Raw genomic sequence first — 18,256 nt, forward strand, 5'->3', positions numbered from 1 at the left:
TAGGAGTGAATGGCTTGAATGACCGGATTTACATTGAGGGAGGACACCAGCTGAAGGGAAGTATTCGGATACAGGGCTCAAAAAATGCAGCGCTTCCTATGATGGCGGCGTCTCTTTTACATCGGGGAGTCAGTGTGCTCAAAGGCTGTCCGCGGATCGCGGATGTTTTTTGTATGGAGGAAATTCTTCAGAAGCTTGGGGCAGTGACCTGGTGGGAAGACCATGATCTGTATATGGACTGCGAAAATGCCGGTAAATGGTCAGTTCCTTTTGAATTTACAGGGAGGATGAGGTCTTCCGTGATTCTTCTTGGAGCGCTTCTCGCAAGAAATGGGAAAGGAAGCCTTGGCTATCCAGGTGGGTGCGTGATCGGGAAAAGACCTATTGATATGCATCTTTTTGTGCTTCGGAAGCTTGGCGCAGTGGTCACAGAGGAACAGGGAGTTTTGATGGCAGAAGCACCTCATCTGCAAGGGGCATTGGTTTCTTTTTCAAAAAGAAGTGTGGGAGCTACCCAGCAGGGCATTTTAGGAGCCGTGCTTGCAGAGGGAGAGACTGTATTGGAAAATTGTGCCTGTGAGCCGGAAATACAGTGGCTTTGCAGGTATATGCGTTCCATGGGAGCAAAAATACAGGGGGATGGAACTTCTGAAATAAGAATCCAGGGAGTTAAAAGCCTAAGTGCCGGGTGCATTCAGGTGCCGCCAGACCGCATTGTGTCAGGAACCTATATCTGTGCGGCAGCTATAACCAGAAGCCAGATCGTTCTTGAAAACCCTCCGGAAGGAGAACTGAAGGCCTTTCTGGAAGTATATAGGAAAATGGGTGGACAATATAAAGGTAACAGTGGTAAACTATTAGTCAATGGAAAAAATGTTCAAAGTCCTGTTAAACTGCTGGAAACGGGTGTTTATCCAGGATTTCCAACAGATCTGCAGTCTCCCGTAATGGCAGTTCTTTCCACCATAGAGGGGGAAAGTTGCATTCGTGAAATGGTTTTTGAAGACCGTTATAAAGCAGCTGACCAGTTGCGGAAAATGGGAGCCAGGATCCGCGTACAGGGAAATGAGGCTGTAATCTGCGGTGTAAAGACTTTACATGGAGCAGCTGTGCAGGCGCAGGAATTAAGAGGCGGTGCGTCCCTGATCCTGGCAGCACTTGGGGCTAAGGGAGTTACCGTACTGGAAGGATATTCTTTTGTACAGCGGGGGTATGAGCATATTTGCCAGGATCTTAATGCGCTGGGAGCAGCAGTAAAAAGGATACAGGAATAACAATATATGAAATCACTGAAAATGAAGCTGATCTATAGAAAACATAAGAAAGCGATTCTGGGTACCCTGGGGGCAGTTCTGCTGGCAGGACTTGTCTTTTTCTTTTCCTATTTTCATGTGACAAAGGTGGAGGTAATGGGAACCTCCCGTTACACGGATGAACAGGTGAAGGAGATGGCTTTGCAGGGGGCTTTTACGGATAATTCCGTTCTTGCAGTTTTGCTCCATTCCAGGGTGGACGTAGAGGGTGTGCCTTTTGTGGAAGGCTTTTATATTACCAGGCTTTCTCATAACAGTATCTGCATCAGTGTCCGGGAAAAGAAGGCGGTAGGCTGCATTCCTTATCTGGATAGCTATATTTATTTTGACAGAAACGGTATTTTTATTGAAAGTTCCCATACAAGGGATGAACTGGTGCCTTTTTTTGACGGCATTGAAGTAAGCCATGTGATCGAAGGGGAGAAGCTTCCAATTAAGGGAAGCTCGGTGCTTACCACTGCGGTGGCGCTGTCAACTATTTTCCAGAAGAACGATGCCATACCGGATCATATTGAATTTGACACTAGTTATCAGATTACCTTGACTTATGGAGATATCCGGGTGATGCTGGGAAAGGACGAGTATCTTGAGGACAAGATGACACGTGTCAGCGCAATTTTGCCCAAGCTTTCCGGCAAAAAGGGAATCCTTCATCTGGAAAATGTAAATGACAATTCCAAGACGATTACCTTCGAGCAGGATCTGGGCGAGGATGGCGTGATTGAGGATGTGGATACTGCGGTTGCTTACGAGAATGCAGTGGCTAACTGGCATGGAGGATATGACCTGGAGGGTGACTATACCGGTGAAGGGGAATATGACCAGAACGGAAACTATGTAGGCTCCAGACCTACTGAGGAGAGTATTGCTGCAAATGGCAGCTGGCTTGGCGGATATATGGAAGATGGAAGCTATACCGGTTATGGGCAGCTGGATAAAGATGGAAATTATGTAGGTCCCAATCCCAATGAAACCAGTGAAGATGGAAGCGAAGAGGAGCTTGAAGATTACAGTGAGGACTACAGCGAAGACTATAATAACAGCGGTTATGACGGGTACGATGAGGAATATTAGAGAGTGTCTGAAAATCTCCTGTAAATGTGATGCACATTTTGCAGAAAGCCTTTTTCAAACACACTCTGAGGAAAATATCGCGTATTTCGCGAAAAAAGTATAAAAAAACAAAATTAGTGGTTGATAAATTCACAAAAAAAATATATGATATAGCTATATGCAGCTTGGTATATATATTTGCTGAAATTAAAGATAAAGGATATAAGGTAGAAATAAAGGAGGAAGTACATTGTTAGAGATAATGTCAAATGAGGCGGAATCCTCTGCTAAGATTATTGTAATCGGAGTAGGCGGCGCCGGAAATAACGCAGTTAACAGAATGGTTGAAGAAGCCATCGGCGGGGTAGAGTTTGTAGGAGTGAATACAGATAAGCAGGCTCTGACTCTGTGTAAAGCTCCAACTGTACTTCAGATCGGTGAGAAAATTACCAAAGGTCTTGGTGCAGGAGCACAGCCTGAGGTTGGACAGAAAGCAGCAGAAGAGAGCATTGAGGAAGTAAAACAGATCATCGAAGGTGCTGACATGGTATTTGTTACCTGCGGTATGGGCGGTGGAACTGGTACAGGTGCTGCACCGGTTATCGCAGCAGCAGCTAAGGAAATGGGGATCCTCACTGTAGGTGTTGTGACCAAACCTTTCCGTTTTGAAGCTAAGACACGTATGAACAACGCACTTGCAGGTATTGAGAACCTGAAGAAGGCTGTTGATACATTAATTGTAATTCCGAATGACAAATTACTGGAGATTGTAGATCGCCGCACAACTATGCCGGAAGCACTTCGTAAAGCAGACGAGGTTCTGCAGCAGGCAGTTCAGGGCATCACAGATCTGATTAATCTGCCGGCTCTTATCAACCTTGACTTTGCTGATGTTCAGACTGTTATGACAGATAAAGGTATTGCACACATTGGTATCGGTGAGGCAAGAGGCGATGACAAGGCTATGGAGGCTGTACAGCAGGCTGTATCCTCTCCGCTTCTTGAGACTACCATCAAGGGTGCTACACACGTTATCATCAACATTTCCGGTGATATTTCCCTTATGGACGCAAATGATGCTGCAAGCTATGTACAGGAGCTTACAGGTGAAGATGCAAATATCATCTTTGGTGCTATGTATGATGATTCTGTTGCTGATTATGCGAGAATCACTGTTATTGCTACAGGCCTTTCTGATAATGCACAGGCATCCAATCCATTTGGAAATAAGGCAAGCAACTCTGTATTTGCCAATAAGAGACCTGCTTCCACTACAGCGTCTGCTGGTGTGAATCTGAACATGCCGTCTTTCAGCATGCCGACTATGAATGCTACACCATTCACAGCGAAGACACCATCCAGCACTGTTCAGAAGAAAGATATCCAGATCCCGGATTTCTTAAGAAACAGATAATGAATGGAAATTAAAAGGCCCTCGCACATTTGTGCGGGGGCTGTTTTTGAATTTGCGGCTATTTTCTGGAACCTGTTTGAAAAATTTTTGCAGAAAGCCTCTTTCAAACACGCTCTAGCACTGGCATTCAAAGGTATCGCATTTTGTTTCAGAACATACTTTTGCACCGCTTCCGGCTACATCAATAGCAGCTGCGGTACATTTACAGTTTTCGTTATAGGTACAGTTGTGGGCTTTGCAGTCAATCTGGATGGTCTCACATCCACAGCTGTTTTTGGCACTGTTCATGGCACCCTGGCTCTTTTCCCGGAAGCTTCCGCAGGATGTTTCTTCAGAACTTTTTGCACTGTCACCCATGACGTTGATTTCCCCTCTGGAACAAAGCATATCTTCATTGTAAGCACAGGTTGTTGCGGAACATTTTAAAATTGTCATGTTTTTTACCTCCTGATTTTGTATGCTTGATTTTGCAAACATTTGCAGTTGTTCAGCAGACCGTATTTCATGAGGGCACTAAACCGCTGCAGCAGTCTTAGTTTTTCCTGTGCCTGCAAAAAATATGCACAAATTTATAAGAAATTTTATATATAATTTTCGATTATTCGCATAAACACTATACTTTCAAGCAATTTGAAGTATAGAAAATTATTCAATTTACCACGAATTTACCACGATTGAGTGAGCCTTGATATGACAATAAAATAGCACTAAAAAGACACCCTTAACACCTAAGCGGTGTCTTTTATTAAAAAGCAGTCAATCCTAAGACTAACTGCTTTGTGTGTATGGATATGAAATTGTCAAAATGGGTTTTTTATATTACTTTTAATGCAATTTCTAGTATCAACGAAAAAATACAAATTGATAAAATAATGATAACAATTTCAACATTTCCTAGTGATATAAAACATTGAAAAATCAGCATAATTCCTACTAACAATGTAGCTGTTCCCTCAATTCTTGAATGTAGCTTTATATTTTTTACCCCATTATACCTTTTGATAAGGGGCAATTTACCTTTAATAATACTGAATACACCTAAAACCACCATTATAATACCAAGTATTAGCCCTATCATATTTACCACCTTTTCTAAATCTTTAATTTTCAGTTCTATAAATCGAAATTTTCTTGTTTAAATTTATCTTTGAAAAAGCCAATTAAAATTAAAGCAATACCAAGAATTGCAACTGGTATATAAATAATATTAGGTATATGATAAACAAATCTATCAATTCCAGACATAGCAATATAAATAATTATTCCCACACAACTTAAAATGTTTTTATCTTTCATAGCACTACTCCTTTACACCTTATTATTTGTCCGTTTCTTCATACCATATTATAACAGTTCCATATATCCGCCACAATAAAAATCAGCATACCCTTTGAATATTTTCTGCATTGAACAAACACACTTTTTCTTTCTTCCTCTTGATTACCTACCGCAGAAAAGAAAAAGCCCTGTCAAGAGCCTTGCCACCATTGGTGGTGCTTTGCACTCTTTACTGGGCTTTTTGTTTGCTGTATCTTCCATGCAAGAGGAAATTAAAGACCTCTGTTCCATTTCGCCTTTAGATAATCTTCATAATCTCCCTCGTTAAAGTCTACTTGTGGAGAAGTATTAGGAATATTATTTCTGTTGTCAATATCCGCAAGCTGACGGAATATCCAATCATCATAAGGGTCATGGTATTTATACTCTTTGGGCTGTTCTCTGTATCGGTCTAACCCTCGCATTTCCTTATGCACTTTCATCATGCGTTCTAATTTCTGACGCTGTATCAACTGCTTGATTTCCATAAGTTCTTCCAACTCCGTAACCTCATTGGTAATGTAGTTATGAATATACTGTATGAGTTTATATTCCATGTAAAATCTACATTCTCTTTCGTCATTGAAAAATTCATTTTCAGACAGATAATCTAAGGAAACATTGAAATCCTGTTCACGTTTGATAACGTCCATGATATATGGCTCGGTGTGGTCGATATACTTCCATTCTCCCGACAATAATTCATTCGGCGTTACACCCAGCACGTCCATTATCTTTTCCAGCGTATCAAAGGTAGGATAATTCACGCCACGTTCAATCTTGGAAAGGCTCTGCATATTGATACCGATTTTGTCCGCAAGCTCCTGTTGTTTCATTTTTCTGTGTTTTCTTATGGTTTGTATGTTCTCTCCTAAGAAACTGATTTTCTTTATATAACCCTCCATAACTTAGTATAACCGCTCCTTTCGTTGCTTTTTATGGTATTTATAAGCATATCATACTTAATATATATTAAAAAGTCAACAAAAACTTCTTGACAAGTAATTCTAATGGCGTTATTATCGTATCAGATAAAGTGATTAAGCACGATAGGGTCAATCACACGCTTGAGTAAGCATATAAAAGATATATTTTCACTTTGATAGCATGAATAGGCATGGACTATCAGACTGAAAATCGGGTTTCTGACTGGGGCTGTTCCGTTTAGCCACGAGCCTTACAAGGCTCGTGAGCGTTAAGAACGGATCAGACACAGGAAGAAAGGGAACGCCTTTCGGCGTTCGTAAGGGGCGTATATGTAACACCGCCCTGCGTATACATGTCATAGTACCTAGAAACTGTGATAAATAAAGGAAAAAACACAATTTTTACCCCGCAAAAAAAACGGGGCATACGAAAGGAGAAATGCACTATAACTACACACAAAAATTTATCCGTTAAGATTGATTACATCAGCATTGTATTTGATACTGTAACCGCTGAAGATGTAATCATGCACATTTTAGGTTTACCAACTGATATTTTTAATGTCTATCCGGCAAGCGTTAAATTCAAGACGTATCAAGCACGCTGGCAGATTGGAGATATTTATGTATCGGGGGACGCAAGAAAGACAGAGGACAACCCACAGGGGCTAGGCTGTTATCTTGTTATGACTGGCAGAGGTTGTGATGATATTTTCCGTATTCTCGACAGTAGGAATTATACTTTTGGGGATATGTTCCGACGCTGTGAGCGAAGATACGGACTGGATAATTTCCATTTCACAAGACTTGATATTGCCATTGACGATAAGAACGAAAAGCCATTCTTTACCATTGAGCAGATAAAGAAGAAATGCGAAAAAGAGGAATTTATCTCAAACAGTGAGGGCTACCACTTTGATGAAAGCAAGTTTGACGATTTCGACACCGCAAAGACTGTTTATATCGGTGCTGGAAAATCTGGATTATCCTACCGCTTTTATGATAAGGATAAAGAAGTCTGTTCAAAACATAATAAGACGCTTGAGGAAGTCGGCAGTTGGAAACGGACAGAAATGCAACTGCGTGATGATAAGGCTCATGCTTTTGCCATGACATTCAAGGACAGACCGCTGGAACTTGGGGAACTGGCTTTCGGGCTACTGGCAAACAACCTACGCTTTGTCGTGCCAAACAGAAACGAAAGTAATAAAAGCAGGTGGAAAACGTGTCGATTTTGGGAACGCTTTTTAGGGGCTGTGGAAGTCTTGAAACTGCAAGTACCAAAACAGCAAAATTCCCTTGAGGAAACACAGCAATGGCTCACAGAGGGTGGCGTGATTTCCGCTGTCAAAAGTTTTTACTTCTTGGAAGAACATGACGCATTAGGTGGACTGGAAAAAGTGGGAACTATGCTTGATAAGGCAAGATACAGCAATTCCCTTTCCAGTAAATTAACCGCCCATTTACAGAGGATAAACCGCACCGACCTTATCCCCTATATCCAGTATGACACGAAACATGGGAAAGGGGGTATCTGATGAATAACAACGATATTCCCGTATGGGAAAAATACACCCTTACCATTGAAGAAGCGTCAAAGTATTTCCGTATCGGAGAAAACAAGTTAAGACGATTGGCAGAGGAAAACAAGGACGCTGGCTGGCTCATTATGAATGGCAACCGCATACAGATTAAACGCCGACAGTTTGAACAGGTTATTGATAAATTGGACGCAATCTAATGCAAATGAGCCTTGTATGTGTTATGATGAACACAAGTCATATCAAGGTTCTTTCCAACAAGGAAAGGAGCAGACACCATGAAAGAAAAAAGACGGGATAACAAAGGACGTATCCTGCATACTGGAGAGAGCCAACGAACAGACGGAAAATACTTATATAAATATGTGGACGCATTTGGAAACACAAAATATGTGTATGCTTGGAGATTGACACCCACAGACCCGACACCAAAGGGAAAACGGGAAAAACTCTCACTTCGTGAACTGGAACAGCAGATAAGACGGGATATTGAGGACGGTATCGACAGCACAGGCAAGAAAATGACACTTTGTCAACTCTATGCCAAACAGAACGCACAAAGGGCAAATGTGAAGAAAAGCACAATGAAACAACGGGAACAACTCATGCGGTTATTGAAAGAGGATAAGTTAGGTGCTAGGAGCATTGATACGATAAAACCCTCTGACGCTAAGGAATGGGCGTTACGCATGAAAGACAAAGGCTTTTCCTATAACACCATTAACAACCATAAACGCTCGTTAAAAGCGTCATTCTATATCGCCATACAAGACGATTGTGTAAGGAAAAACCCTTTTGATTTCAAGTTAAGTGAAGTCCTAGAAAATGATACCAAAGAGAAAGTCGCATTGACAGAGGAACAGGAACAAGCCTTACTCTCATTCATCAAGACGGACAATGTGTATCACAAGTATTATGATGATGTGCTGATACTGTTAAAGACAGGACTTCGTATCTCGGAACTGTGCGGACTGACAGTAGCCGATATTGATTTTAAGAATGAAGTTGTGATTATCGACCACCAGTTACTAAAGAGCAAGGAACAGGGCTATTATATTGAAACGCCTAAAACAAAGAGCGGAATAAGGCAAGTGCCATTAAGCAGAGAAACAATACAGGCATTTCAACGGGTTATGAAGAAACACCCAAAGGCAGAACCATTTGTGATAGACGGACGGAGCAATTTCCTATTTGTCAATCATAAAGGCAAGCCCAAAGTTGCGATTGATTACAACGCCTTATTTGTCCGTATGATAAAGAAATACAACAAGCACCACAAGGACAATCCCTTGCCACATATCACACCGCATACGCTACGCCATACATTCTGCACAAGGCTGGCAAGCAAGAACATGAACCCAAAAGATTTACAGTATATCATGGGACATTCAAATATCAGTATCACAATGAACTGGTACGCTCATGCGTCCATAGATACCGCAAAATCAGAGGTTCAGCGTCTAATCGCATGAAGTATTTACCACGATTTTAACCACGCTTGATAGCGAAAATATAAGAAGATAGACCTAGATATGTGAGGTTTACCACAAAAGCAAAATGCCCGTAGAGCCTATAAAATAAGGCTTTGCGGACATTTAAGAAGATATAAAAAGATAGTCAAAAAGACATATATAATTTCATCTAAAAAAATTATTAGAAAAAATAAAAAAACATCTTGACTTTCACAATAAGGCATGATATTATACGACAGTACGTGATGAAAAGAAAGCAGAGTTCACTCTCACCTCAGCGCATACTTAGATGCGGCTCGGGTTCATATTGCACAGCAGCGCGTGACTTAGTTCGCGAGTGTAATAGGAGAAGTGTGGATTCTGTCCGCACTTTTTTTATATTTGCGGCGTCAGGTATCAGGCAGGAATTTCTTCCTGCGAAGGGGAATGAGAGTCCAGAAGTTAAAAACTGGATCAGAACAGATCATCTATCAGGTATGGAGGTGCACGACAATTAGCAATTTAATGATTAACGAACAAATCAGAGACAAAGAGGTACGCTTAATCGGACCGGACGGAGAGCAGCTCGGAATTATGTCCGCAAGAGAAGCAATGGCCAAAGCTCAGGAGGCAGAGCTTGATTTAGTAAAGATTGCCCCACAGGCAAAGCCGCCGGTATGTAAGATCATTGATTATGGTAAATATCGCTACGAACTTGCCAGAAAAGAGAAAGAAGCCAAGAAAAAGCAGAAGACCATCGATGTCAAAGAAGTGCGTCTTTCACCAAATATTGATACCAATGACCTGAATACAAAGGCTGGGGCAGCGCGCAAATTCCTTACCAAGGGCGACAGAGTGAAGGTTACTCTTCGTTTCCGCGGAAGAGAGATGGCACACATGTCAAGCAGCAAGCACGTTCTGGATGATTTTGCCGATATGCTGAAGGACATTGCTGTAGTTGAGAAGGCACCTAAGGTAGAAGGCAGAAGCATGACAATGTTTTTAGCACAGAAACACTAGGATGTTGCATTCATTTGGAGAGACACCCTGAGGGTGTCAGGCTGGATGAGGGACATTAAATAGATACGATATTAAGGAGGAAATTACAATGCCAAAAATTAAAACTTGTAGAGCAGCAGCAAAGCGCTTCAAAAAAACAGGAACAGGAAAATTAGTAAGAAATAAAGCTTACAAGAGCCATATCTTAACAAAGAAATCTCAGAAGAGAAAGAGAAATCTCAGAAAAGCTACTGTTGTTGATTCTACTAATGTTAAGAGCATGAAGAAAGCATTACCGTATTTATAAGATATAGCATAGAAGAAGACGAACAGGAGGAAAATAAGAAATGGCAAGAATTAAAGGCGGATTAAACGCAAAGAAGAAACATAATCGTGTATTAAAACTGGCAAAGGGCTACAGAGGAGCTCGTTCCAAACAGTATAGAGTAGCAAAACAGTCTGTTATGCGTGCACTTACCAGCTCCTACGCTGGAAGAAAGCAGAAGAAACGTCAGTTCAGACAGCTCTGGATCGCACGTATCAACGCTGCTGCAAGAATGAACGGATTATCCTACAGCAAAATGATGCACGGCCTTAAAGTTGCAAACATCGACATTAACAGAAAGATGCTTGCTGAGATGGCTGTAAATGATGCTCAGGGATTCGCAGCACTTGCTGAGATCGCTAAGAAAGCAATTGCTTAATTGAAATAAATAGGATATTTGAATGGGAGATGGGTGACCATCTCCTTTTTTTTATCCCAGAGCCTGCAAAAAATCATTCTTGCAATCTGAACGCCTCACCTTGCAGTTAATTTTGACCGAATTGATTTTAAACACATTCCAATATGAGTATAATACAAAATATGAAATCAGCATGAAAGTATGCCCTGCAACGTACGTTTGTACGTCACAGAAACAACATAAACAGAAAAAATTGGTCATTGTAACGGAAATTTCTTTTGCAATTCTAAAAAAACTATAAAATTTTCTATTGCAATCAAAAAAACAGAATGCTATAATCATAACATTAAAGTAGTAAAGAGAAGAAGTTATGGAAGCCAAAGCCGGCTGGGAAACCACCAGTGGGCTTTTATACTATCTCAGTGTTGCAGAACCTGTTCCAAAAATCATTCCTGCAATCTGCATGCCATGTTTTTCGGATATGCCTTGGGCACCATGAGAGGCGAGATGACAGACGCTCTTACATAAATTAAGGAGGAGATTTATTATGAGAAATCTGAAAAAAGTACTCAGCATTACTGCAGCTGCAGCAATGGCAGTATCCACAGTAACACCTGTATCTGTATTTGCAGAGAGCGAGGAAACCTTCAAGATTGGTGTCATCGGACCTATGACAGGAGATTATGCACAGTATGGTAATGGTGTATATAATGCAGCTAAGATCGCAGCAGATGAGATCAATGCAAACGGCGGATTCAATGGATATCAGGTAGAAATCCTTGACGCTGGTGACGATCAGGGAGATCCGGAGAAAGCAGTTAACGCTTACAATGACCTTCTTGACAAAGGAATGCAGATGCTTTGCGGTACTGTTACCTCCGGTGCTTGTATCGCAGTAGGTGCAGAGGCAGCTGATAGTACATTCCTCTTCACACCGTCTGCAACAGCAGTAGACAGCATTACCGCTGGTGACAATGAGTTCCGTATGTGCTTTACAGACCCAATGCAGGGAACAAAATCTGCTGAGTATATTTCTGAGAAAGGTCTTGCTACGAAGGTAGCTACCCTCTACGATTCCATGGCTGATTACAACTCAGGTGTACATGATGCATTCGTTGCAGCCTGCGCTGATTACGGCCTTGAGGTTGTAGCTGATGAAGCATACACAACAGATAACAACACAGACTTTTCCGTACAGCTTGGAAAGATCAAAGACAGTGGCGCTGAGCTCCTGTTCCTTCCGAACTACTATTCTGACAACGCTCTGATTCTTCAGCAGGCTCATGACCTTGGTCTTGACATGAAGATTTTTGGTGTTGATGGTATGGATGGAATCCTGAATGTTGAGAACTTTGATAAATCTCTTGCAGAAGGCGTTATGCTTCTGACACCATTCTCTGCTACAGGCGATGATGAGGCAACTGTAAAATTTGTTAAAGCATATGGCGATGCAAACAATGGTGAGACACCAAATCAGTTTGCTGCAGATACATATGATGTACTTTACGCTATGCAGGCAGCAGCAAATGATGCTGGCATCACACCAGATATGTCAAATGAAGACATCAGTGCAGCAATGTCTGCTTCCATGCTGAATATTACTCTTGATGGTCTTACAGGAGAAGCTAAATGGACAGAAGACGGTGAGTGCGATAAAGCACCTAAGGCTTATGTGATCAAAGATGGCGTTTACGCTTCTATGGAGTAATTATAAGAATAGAGCCATTGTGCCGGTCATACGGCAGAGGCTTTAACCATTTCCCTGATTGCGCAGGGGATGGCCGTTAGCAAGGGGGAGACGGTTACCTGTGGGTCCGTCTCCTTCTTTGCAATTACAAAAATGATTGTTGTTTCAGTCTGAGACAACAAACGGACAGGTGGCCTGTCGGCGACATCATGATATAGGAAAGTCAGCTGCCGTCCGGGACATTCATAGTAAATAACTGGAGCGTGTCTGAAAATTTACTTCCGCTTTTTCGTGTCAGAAAGTGACAGGAAGCTTTACAGTGGGAAAAGCCGGGAATGAATTTTCAAACACGCTCGTGAAAAAGAAAAATCAGTTACTATCTACAGTAATAAATCCAGTTAAGAGGTGCATTATGAGTTTTATATCCTATTTAAAAGATGGTATCAGCCTGGGCAGTATTTATGCGATCATCGCTCTCGGCTATACAATGGTATATGGTATTGCAAAAATGCTGAACTTTGCACATGGTGATGTTATCATGGTTGGAGCATTTGTAATTCTTACCGCAGTTACCAAAGCCAGTATGTCACCAATCCTGGCAATCATTCTTTCTGTTGTGATCTGTACTGTTGCCGGTGTTGTCATTGAGGCAGTTGCATACAGACCTCTTCGTAAGGCTTCATCGAATCTGGCAGTTCTGATCACTGCAATCGGTGTCAGCTATCTGCTTCAGAACCTGGCGCTTTTAATTTTTGGCGCAGATGCAAAGAGCTTTGTTCCGGTTATCAATGTTCCGTCTCTGGAGCTGTTTGGCGGACAGCTTACGATTAAAGGTGTTACGATCGTAACAATCCTTGCCTGTATTGTGATTATGGTTGGTCTTCAGCTTTTTGTAAAGAAAACAAAACCGGGGCGTGCCATGCAGGCTGTTTCCGAGGACCGTGACGCCGCACAGCTGATGGGTGTCAACGTAAATGCAACCATTTCCCTTACCTTTGCAATCGGTTCCGGACTTGCTGCAATTGCAGGACTTCTTCTTTGCTCCGCATATCCTACACTGACTCCTTATACAGGCGCAATGCCTGGTATCAAGGCTTTCGTAGCGGCAGTATTCGGTGGAATAGGTTCTATCCCAGGAGCAATGGTTGGAGGAATTCTCCTTGGTGTTATTGAGATTTTCAGTAAGGCCTATATTTCCTCTCAGGTTGCAGATGCAATTGTATTTGCAGTTTTGATCATCGTGCTGCTTGTAAAACCATCTGGTCTGTTCGGCAAGAACATCCAGGAGAAAGTATGAGGTGGCCGATATGAAAAAAAATATGAACAAAACAACAAAAAACAATTTTATTACATATGGCATGGTAATCGCAATCTTCGTTGTGGTACAGATCCTTTCCTCCACAGGAAACCTGTCCAGACTGCTTACCGGCCTTCTGGTACCCATCTGTGTGTACATTATCGCATCTCTTTCCCTGAATCTGGTAGTCGGTTATTCCGGAGAGCTGAGTCTTGGACACGCAGGATTTATGTGCGTTGGAGCCTATTCCAGTGCTCTGTTTTCCCATGTTACCAGTGATGTGCTTCCGTCTGTTCCAAGATTGATTCTTGCATTGCTGGTAGGTGCTGCCGTGGCTGCTGTCTTCGGTGTGCTGATCGGTATCCCGGTACTGAGACTTCGGGGAGACTATCTGGCGATCGTAACCCTGGCATTTGGTGAGATCATCAAGAACCTGATCAATATTCTGTATGTTGGTGTGGATGATAAAGGGCTTCACGTTGCAACAAGCGCAGCCAATCTGAAGCTGGATCCAGGCGGAAAACAGATCATCAAGGGTGCTCTCGGTGTTTCCGGTACTGCAACCTTATATAAAGATATTAAGGATTATTTCTTCCTGATCGGTGTGATTCTGATTCTGGTTGTTCTGTTTGTTATCCAGAATCTGGTAAACTCCAGAAGCGGACGTGCCATTACATCTACCCGTGATAACCGTATTGCAGCTGAGTCCATCGGTATCAATGTAACAAAGAATAAGCTGCTTGCATTTACTATTTCCGCTGCAATTGCCGGTGTAGCAGGTGTACTTTATGCCCACAACCTTTCCATGCTGAAGGTTTCTATTTTTGACTACAACATGTCCATCACTATTCTGGTATATGTAATTCTTGGTGGTATGGGAAATCTTCGCGGAAGTATTCTGGCAACGATTGTGCTTTATGCACTTCCCGAGCTGCTTCGTGGATTCTCCACCTACCGTATGCTGATCTATGCAATCGTAATGATCGCAATGATGCTTTTCAACTGGGCTCCTGCAGCAAGAGATTTCAGAAGCCGTATTATTGAAAAAATCAAAGGTCACGTGAAAGAAAAGGAGGCAGCTTAATTATGGCAATGTTAGAGGTAAATAATCTTTCCATACAGTTTGGCGGCCTTCATGCTGTAGATAATTTTCAACTGAAAATCGAAAAAGGCGAGCTTTACGGCCTGATCGGACCAAACGGTGCTGGAAAAACAACCGTATTTAATCTTCTTACAGGTGTTTATAAGCCAACAGAGGGAATTATCAAGCTGGATGGGCAGGATATCACCGGAAAAAGTATTATCGATATTAATAAAGCTGGAATTGCACGAACATTCCAGAATATTCGACTTTTTAAAGATATGACCGTACTGGACAATGTAAAGGCTGGTCTGCATAATCATTATAAATATTCTACTTTAACCGGAATCTTAAGACTTCCCAAGTATTTTAAAGTAGAAAAAGAGATGAACGAGCGCGCTATGGAGATCCTGAAAGTGTTTAATCTGGATCAGGAGGCTGGTATTCTTGCGGGAAACCTTCCTTATGGTAAACAGCGTAAGCTGGAAATTGCCAGAGCGCTTGCCACAGATCCCAAGCTTCTCCTTCTGGATGAGCCGGCTGCCGGTATGAACCCCAATGAGACTCAGGAGCTGATGGATACCATTCGGTTTGTAAGAGATCATTTTAATATGACGATCCTTCTGATTGAACACGATATGAAGCTGGTTGGCGGTATCTGTGAGGAACTGACTGTATTAAACTTCGGACAGGTTCTCTGTCAGGGTGAGACAGCAAAGGTTCTGAAAGATCCTGCTGTTGTTACTGCATATCTGGGCGAATAAGGAGGAAAAAGAAATGGCAATGTTGGAAGTAAAAGATTTACACGTATATTATGGTGTAATCCAGGCATTAAAAGGAATCTCCTTTGAGGTAAACCAGGGCGAGGTTATTGCTTTGATCGGTGCCAATGGTGCAGGAAAAACCACTACACTGCAGACACTTACAGGTCTTCTTTCAGCAAAAGAAGGTTCCGTTGTTTTTGAAGGAAAAGATATTACCAGGGTTCCAGCCCATAAGATTGTTGAAATGGGAATTGCACACGTTCCGGAGGGACGTCGTGTTTTTTCAGATTTAAGTGTATATGAGAACCTGATCATGGGTGCTTATACGAGAAAAGATAAAGCTGAGATCCAGGAAAGCCTTGCAGGAGTCTATAAAAGGTTTCCGCGTCTGGAAGAGCGTAAAGGACAGCGTGCCGGTACACTTTCTGGTGGTGAGCAGCAGATGCTTGCCATGGGTCGTGCCCTTATGAGTAAACCCAGACTGATCGTAATGGATGAGCCATCCATGGGACTTTCCCCAATCTTTGTAAATGAGATCTTCGATATTATCCGTGTGGTAAGCGAAAGTGGTACTACGGTACTTCTTGTAGAGCAGAATGCGAAGAAGGCCCTCTCTATCGCAGATCGTGCATACGTTCTTGAGACTGGCAAGATCACAATGAGTGGAAAAGCAAGCGACCTGCTGAATGATGAAGCGGTACAGAAGGCTTATCTGGGTGAATAAAATTTGCAGATCTGACAGCTGATAGGCGACATGTCCGTTTTGTGAACAAAGTTTACAGAACTTTCGGGAATCTGGTGCATCACGAAGCGGTTACTGGACAGGTCGTGAACAGTAAGGTCTTTGGGAAAATAATCTGGCCAGGTGATTTTTATTGTTGCCGGAAAGAATGGAAAAAACAACGCTTTAGAAAGCTGGCCAGTGTAATAAGGAGGAGAGAAATGGACAATTTCGTAGTTACAATTGCAAGACAGTACGGAAGCGGTGGACGTACCGTTGGTGAAATGCTTGCGAAGAAATTAGGGATTGGATATTACGACAAGGATATTATCCGCATGGCATCTGAGGACAGCGGAATTCATGAAACTCTTTTTGGAAGAGTAGATGAGTATTCCAGCGCAAAAAAACCGCTTTTCGGGAAGAATGGAATTTACAGCGGTGAGCTGATCTCGCCTCAGAGTAAGGACTTCACCTCTGATGAGAACCTGTTTAATTATCAGGCAAAGATCATCCGTGAACTGGCTGAGAAGGAGTCCTGCGTGATCATCGGAAGATGCTCCAACTATATTTTGAAGGATTATCCAAATGTGCTTCGTGTATTTATCCACGCTGATTGGGATTTCCGAATGGAAAAGGCTGCTGAGAAGCTGAGTATGAGCCAGAAGGAGATCGAAAAATTCCTTCAGAAGGATGACAAGCGTAAGGATGAGTATTACCGCAGATTTACAGGTGAGGAATGGAAGGATGCCACTCAGTATGATCTGTGCCTGGATAGCAGTAAGCTTGGATATGAGAAATGCATCGAAGAAATTGAAAATCAGCTGAAGCTGCTGAAAAAATAACAGGCTTTGCCACATAGAAGCATATGATGGGAAAACAAAAGAAAGAGCACTGGTGATTTTGAAAGAGATTGCCAGTGCTTTTTAATGTAACAGGAAATTCCGTTTGGATTTCCTGTTACATTAAAAGCCCTACCGGGCAGGATCGCACTGCGGCGGAAAGGTAGTTGTCGCTCGAGGCGACCCACCGCAGGCGGAGAATCCTGCAAGCAGGATTCTTTTTTACATTTCATAAACATATATTATCAGGAAAGACAGATGTCAGGCGGCGGGATATGAAGGAAAAAAGACATCTGGTGATGTGGGTAGAAGTTATCGCGTTGGCGGTGCTGCTGGCAAGGCTGGAAACTGTGAGAATCCGGGAGAATGCAAAAGAAGTGCAGGAATATACCTGTGCCGGGCGGGAACAGGAAGGTGCGCAGAAGGGGAACGGAAAAAGAGAGGAAAAAACTGTCAGTGACAAAGTGATAGGGGCTAGGAATAGAAGGTCAGAAAAGAAGCTGGAAGATACTTTGGAAAAGAATGTGACGGAAAAGAAAAAAGCAGCTCTGACTTTTGATGACGGTCCTAACAGTAAATATACGCCGCTGCTTCTGAAAGGGCTGAAGGAGAGAGGGGTTCATGCTACTTTTTTTCTCATGGGGAAGAATATTGAGGGAAAAGAGGCCTTGGTGAAGCAAATACAGGAGGAAGGTCATCTGATCGGGAATCATACATACAATCATGTACAGCTGGATAAGATTTCAAAGCAGGCAGCAAAAGAAGAAATTGAGACAACCAACCAGAAAATCTTTGAAATCACAGGTGTGTACCCGGCATGGTTAAGACCGCCCTATGGGGAGTGGCGAAAAAATCTGGATTTTTATGTGGAGATGTTTCCTGTACTCTGGGATGTGGATACTTTGGACTGGAAGAGTAAAAATGTAGATTCGATTATGAAAATTGTGCGGTCGGAAGTGTCAGACGGGGCAGTGATCTTGATGCATGATGCTTACCAAAGCTCAGTAGATGCAGCGCTTCAGATTGTGGATCTTCTGATGGCAGAAGAATATGAATTCGTGACTGTAGAGGAGCTGATATTGCCGTAAAAGATCGTTAAAGATGTTCATTGGTAATGTGTTACTGTTCACTCCGTTCACAGTAACGCGCTTCGCGATGCACAGAAATCAT

The 18,256-nt window shown here is 42.3% G+C and carries 22 protein-coding genes; 18 read left to right on the forward strand and 4 right to left on the reverse strand.

The annotated features are described in order from the left end of the window. The first annotated feature begins 5 nt into the window (after nucleotides 1–5). The 4 genes from murA (at nucleotide 6) to ftsZ (ending at nucleotide 3,780) form a co-directional block, all read left to right on the forward strand. Nucleotides 6–1,274, forward strand: coding sequence for a UDP-N-acetylglucosamine 1-carboxyvinyltransferase (murA, locus tag LIZ66_RS08035; protein ID WP_118578203.1), 1,269 nt, complete (start codon nucleotides 6–8; stop codon nucleotides 1,272–1,274). 6 nt (nucleotides 1,275–1,280) lie between these two features. Continuing rightward, complete coding sequence (locus LIZ66_RS08040) at nucleotides 1,281–2,387, forward strand: cell division protein FtsQ/DivIB (protein ID WP_227200699.1); 1,107 nt, start codon at nucleotides 1,281–1,283, stop codon at nucleotides 2,385–2,387. Then, a complete protein-coding gene (locus tag LIZ66_RS19930) occupies nucleotides 2,374–2,490 on the forward strand; it encodes a DUF6783 domain-containing protein (RefSeq protein WP_368356765.1) in 117 nt (38 codons plus the stop codon). Before LIZ66_RS08040 ends, LIZ66_RS19930 begins: the two co-directional genes overlap by 14 nt. Nucleotides 2,491–2,628: 138 nt before the next feature. Continuing rightward, the gene (gene ftsZ / locus LIZ66_RS08045) at nucleotides 2,629–3,780 is read left to right on the forward strand and encodes a cell division protein FtsZ (RefSeq protein ID WP_118578243.1); all 1,152 of its coding nucleotides are present in this window, start codon (nucleotides 2,629–2,631) and stop codon (nucleotides 3,778–3,780) included. A 114-nt stretch (nucleotides 3,781–3,894) separates the two neighbouring features. Here ftsZ and LIZ66_RS08050 read toward each other — a convergent pair whose 3' ends face one another. From LIZ66_RS08050 to LIZ66_RS08065, 4 genes are all read right to left on the reverse strand, one after another. Next, nucleotides 3,895–4,215 (reverse strand): DUF1540 domain-containing protein, encoded by a 321-nt coding sequence (locus tag LIZ66_RS08050; protein WP_173718142.1) that lies wholly within the window; start codon nucleotides 4,213–4,215, stop codon nucleotides 3,895–3,897. A gap of 379 nt (nucleotides 4,216–4,594) precedes the next feature. After that, nucleotides 4,595–4,858, reverse strand: coding sequence for a hypothetical protein (locus LIZ66_RS08055; RefSeq protein ID WP_055221194.1), 264 nt, complete (start codon nucleotides 4,856–4,858; stop codon nucleotides 4,595–4,597). Nucleotides 4,859–4,893: 35 nt separating this feature from the next. Next, complete coding sequence (locus LIZ66_RS08060) at nucleotides 4,894–5,076, reverse strand: hypothetical protein (RefSeq protein WP_118660662.1); 183 nt, start codon at nucleotides 5,074–5,076, stop codon at nucleotides 4,894–4,896. A 254-nt stretch (nucleotides 5,077–5,330) separates the two neighbouring features. Continuing rightward, complete coding sequence (locus LIZ66_RS08065; RefSeq protein ID WP_456298627.1) at nucleotides 5,331–5,933, reverse strand: helix-turn-helix domain-containing protein; 603 nt, start codon at nucleotides 5,931–5,933, stop codon at nucleotides 5,331–5,333. Between the two features lie 566 nt (nucleotides 5,934–6,499). On the opposite strand from LIZ66_RS08065, the gene LIZ66_RS08070 reads away from it, so the two are divergent. The 14 genes from LIZ66_RS08070 to LIZ66_RS08130 all read left to right on the forward strand — a co-directional run bounded on the left by LIZ66_RS08070 (nucleotide 6,500) and on the right by LIZ66_RS08130 (nucleotide 18,174). After that, complete coding sequence (locus LIZ66_RS08070) at nucleotides 6,500–7,561, forward strand: replication initiation factor domain-containing protein (protein ID WP_308768395.1); 1,062 nt, start codon at nucleotides 6,500–6,502, stop codon at nucleotides 7,559–7,561. Next, nucleotides 7,561–7,764, forward strand: a complete 204-nt coding sequence (locus LIZ66_RS08075; RefSeq protein ID WP_002607397.1) for an excisionase — start codon at nucleotides 7,561–7,563, stop codon at nucleotides 7,762–7,764. Before LIZ66_RS08070 ends, LIZ66_RS08075 begins: the two co-directional genes overlap by 1 nt. A gap of 78 nt (nucleotides 7,765–7,842) precedes the next feature. Continuing rightward, nucleotides 7,843–9,036 (forward strand): tyrosine-type recombinase/integrase, encoded by a 1,194-nt coding sequence (locus LIZ66_RS08080; RefSeq protein WP_021425046.1) that lies wholly within the window; start codon nucleotides 7,843–7,845, stop codon nucleotides 9,034–9,036. Between the two features lie 504 nt (nucleotides 9,037–9,540). Then, nucleotides 9,541–10,035 carry a translation initiation factor IF-3 gene (infC, locus tag LIZ66_RS08085; protein WP_118578206.1) on the forward strand — a complete coding sequence of 165 codons (495 nt, stop codon included), beginning with the start codon at nucleotides 9,541–9,543 and terminating at the stop codon, nucleotides 10,033–10,035. Nucleotides 10,036–10,123: 88 nt separating this feature from the next. Then, complete coding sequence (rpmI, locus tag LIZ66_RS08090; RefSeq protein ID WP_117850817.1) at nucleotides 10,124–10,321, forward strand: 50S ribosomal protein L35; 198 nt, start codon at nucleotides 10,124–10,126, stop codon at nucleotides 10,319–10,321. 40 nt (nucleotides 10,322–10,361) lie between these two features. Continuing rightward, nucleotides 10,362–10,718 carry a 50S ribosomal protein L20 gene (gene rplT, locus LIZ66_RS08095; RefSeq protein WP_117850812.1) on the forward strand — a complete coding sequence of 119 codons (357 nt, stop codon included), beginning with the start codon at nucleotides 10,362–10,364 and terminating at the stop codon, nucleotides 10,716–10,718. 349 nt (nucleotides 10,719–11,067) lie between these two features. Next, on the forward strand, nucleotides 11,068–11,196 hold the full coding sequence (locus tag LIZ66_RS18555; RefSeq protein ID WP_255610517.1) for a hypothetical protein: 129 nt from the start codon (nucleotides 11,068–11,070) through the stop codon (nucleotides 11,194–11,196). 48 nt (nucleotides 11,197–11,244) lie between these two features. Further along, a complete protein-coding gene (locus tag LIZ66_RS08100; protein ID WP_118578207.1) occupies nucleotides 11,245–12,405 on the forward strand; it encodes an ABC transporter substrate-binding protein in 1,161 nt (386 codons plus the stop codon). A 391-nt stretch (nucleotides 12,406–12,796) separates the two neighbouring features. Next, nucleotides 12,797–13,681: a branched-chain amino acid ABC transporter permease gene (locus tag LIZ66_RS08105; RefSeq protein ID WP_118578208.1), complete on the forward strand. Its 885-nt coding sequence runs from the start codon at nucleotides 12,797–12,799 to the stop codon at nucleotides 13,679–13,681. A gap of 10 nt (nucleotides 13,682–13,691) precedes the next feature. Further along, a complete protein-coding gene (locus LIZ66_RS08110; RefSeq protein WP_227200696.1) occupies nucleotides 13,692–14,765 on the forward strand; it encodes a branched-chain amino acid ABC transporter permease in 1,074 nt (357 codons plus the stop codon). A gap of 2 nt (nucleotides 14,766–14,767) precedes the next feature. Further along, complete coding sequence (locus LIZ66_RS08115) at nucleotides 14,768–15,526, forward strand: ABC transporter ATP-binding protein (protein WP_227200695.1); 759 nt, start codon at nucleotides 14,768–14,770, stop codon at nucleotides 15,524–15,526. A 13-nt stretch (nucleotides 15,527–15,539) separates the two neighbouring features. Then, nucleotides 15,540–16,250, forward strand: coding sequence for an ABC transporter ATP-binding protein (locus LIZ66_RS08120; RefSeq protein ID WP_195477682.1), 711 nt, complete (start codon nucleotides 15,540–15,542; stop codon nucleotides 16,248–16,250). Nucleotides 16,251–16,468: 218 nt separating this feature from the next. Then, the gene (locus LIZ66_RS08125) at nucleotides 16,469–17,089 is read left to right on the forward strand and encodes a cytidylate kinase-like family protein (RefSeq protein WP_227200694.1); all 621 of its coding nucleotides are present in this window, start codon (nucleotides 16,469–16,471) and stop codon (nucleotides 17,087–17,089) included. Between the two features lie 272 nt (nucleotides 17,090–17,361). Continuing rightward, the gene (locus LIZ66_RS08130; RefSeq protein WP_227200693.1) at nucleotides 17,362–18,174 is read left to right on the forward strand and encodes a polysaccharide deacetylase family protein; all 813 of its coding nucleotides are present in this window, start codon (nucleotides 17,362–17,364) and stop codon (nucleotides 18,172–18,174) included. Nucleotides 18,175–18,256 lie beyond the last annotated feature (82 nt).

It is taken from the genome of Blautia faecis (assembly GCF_020554845.1).
In the GTDB taxonomy this organism is placed as follows: domain Bacteria; phylum Bacillota; class Clostridia; order Lachnospirales; family Lachnospiraceae; genus Blautia_A; species Blautia_A faecis.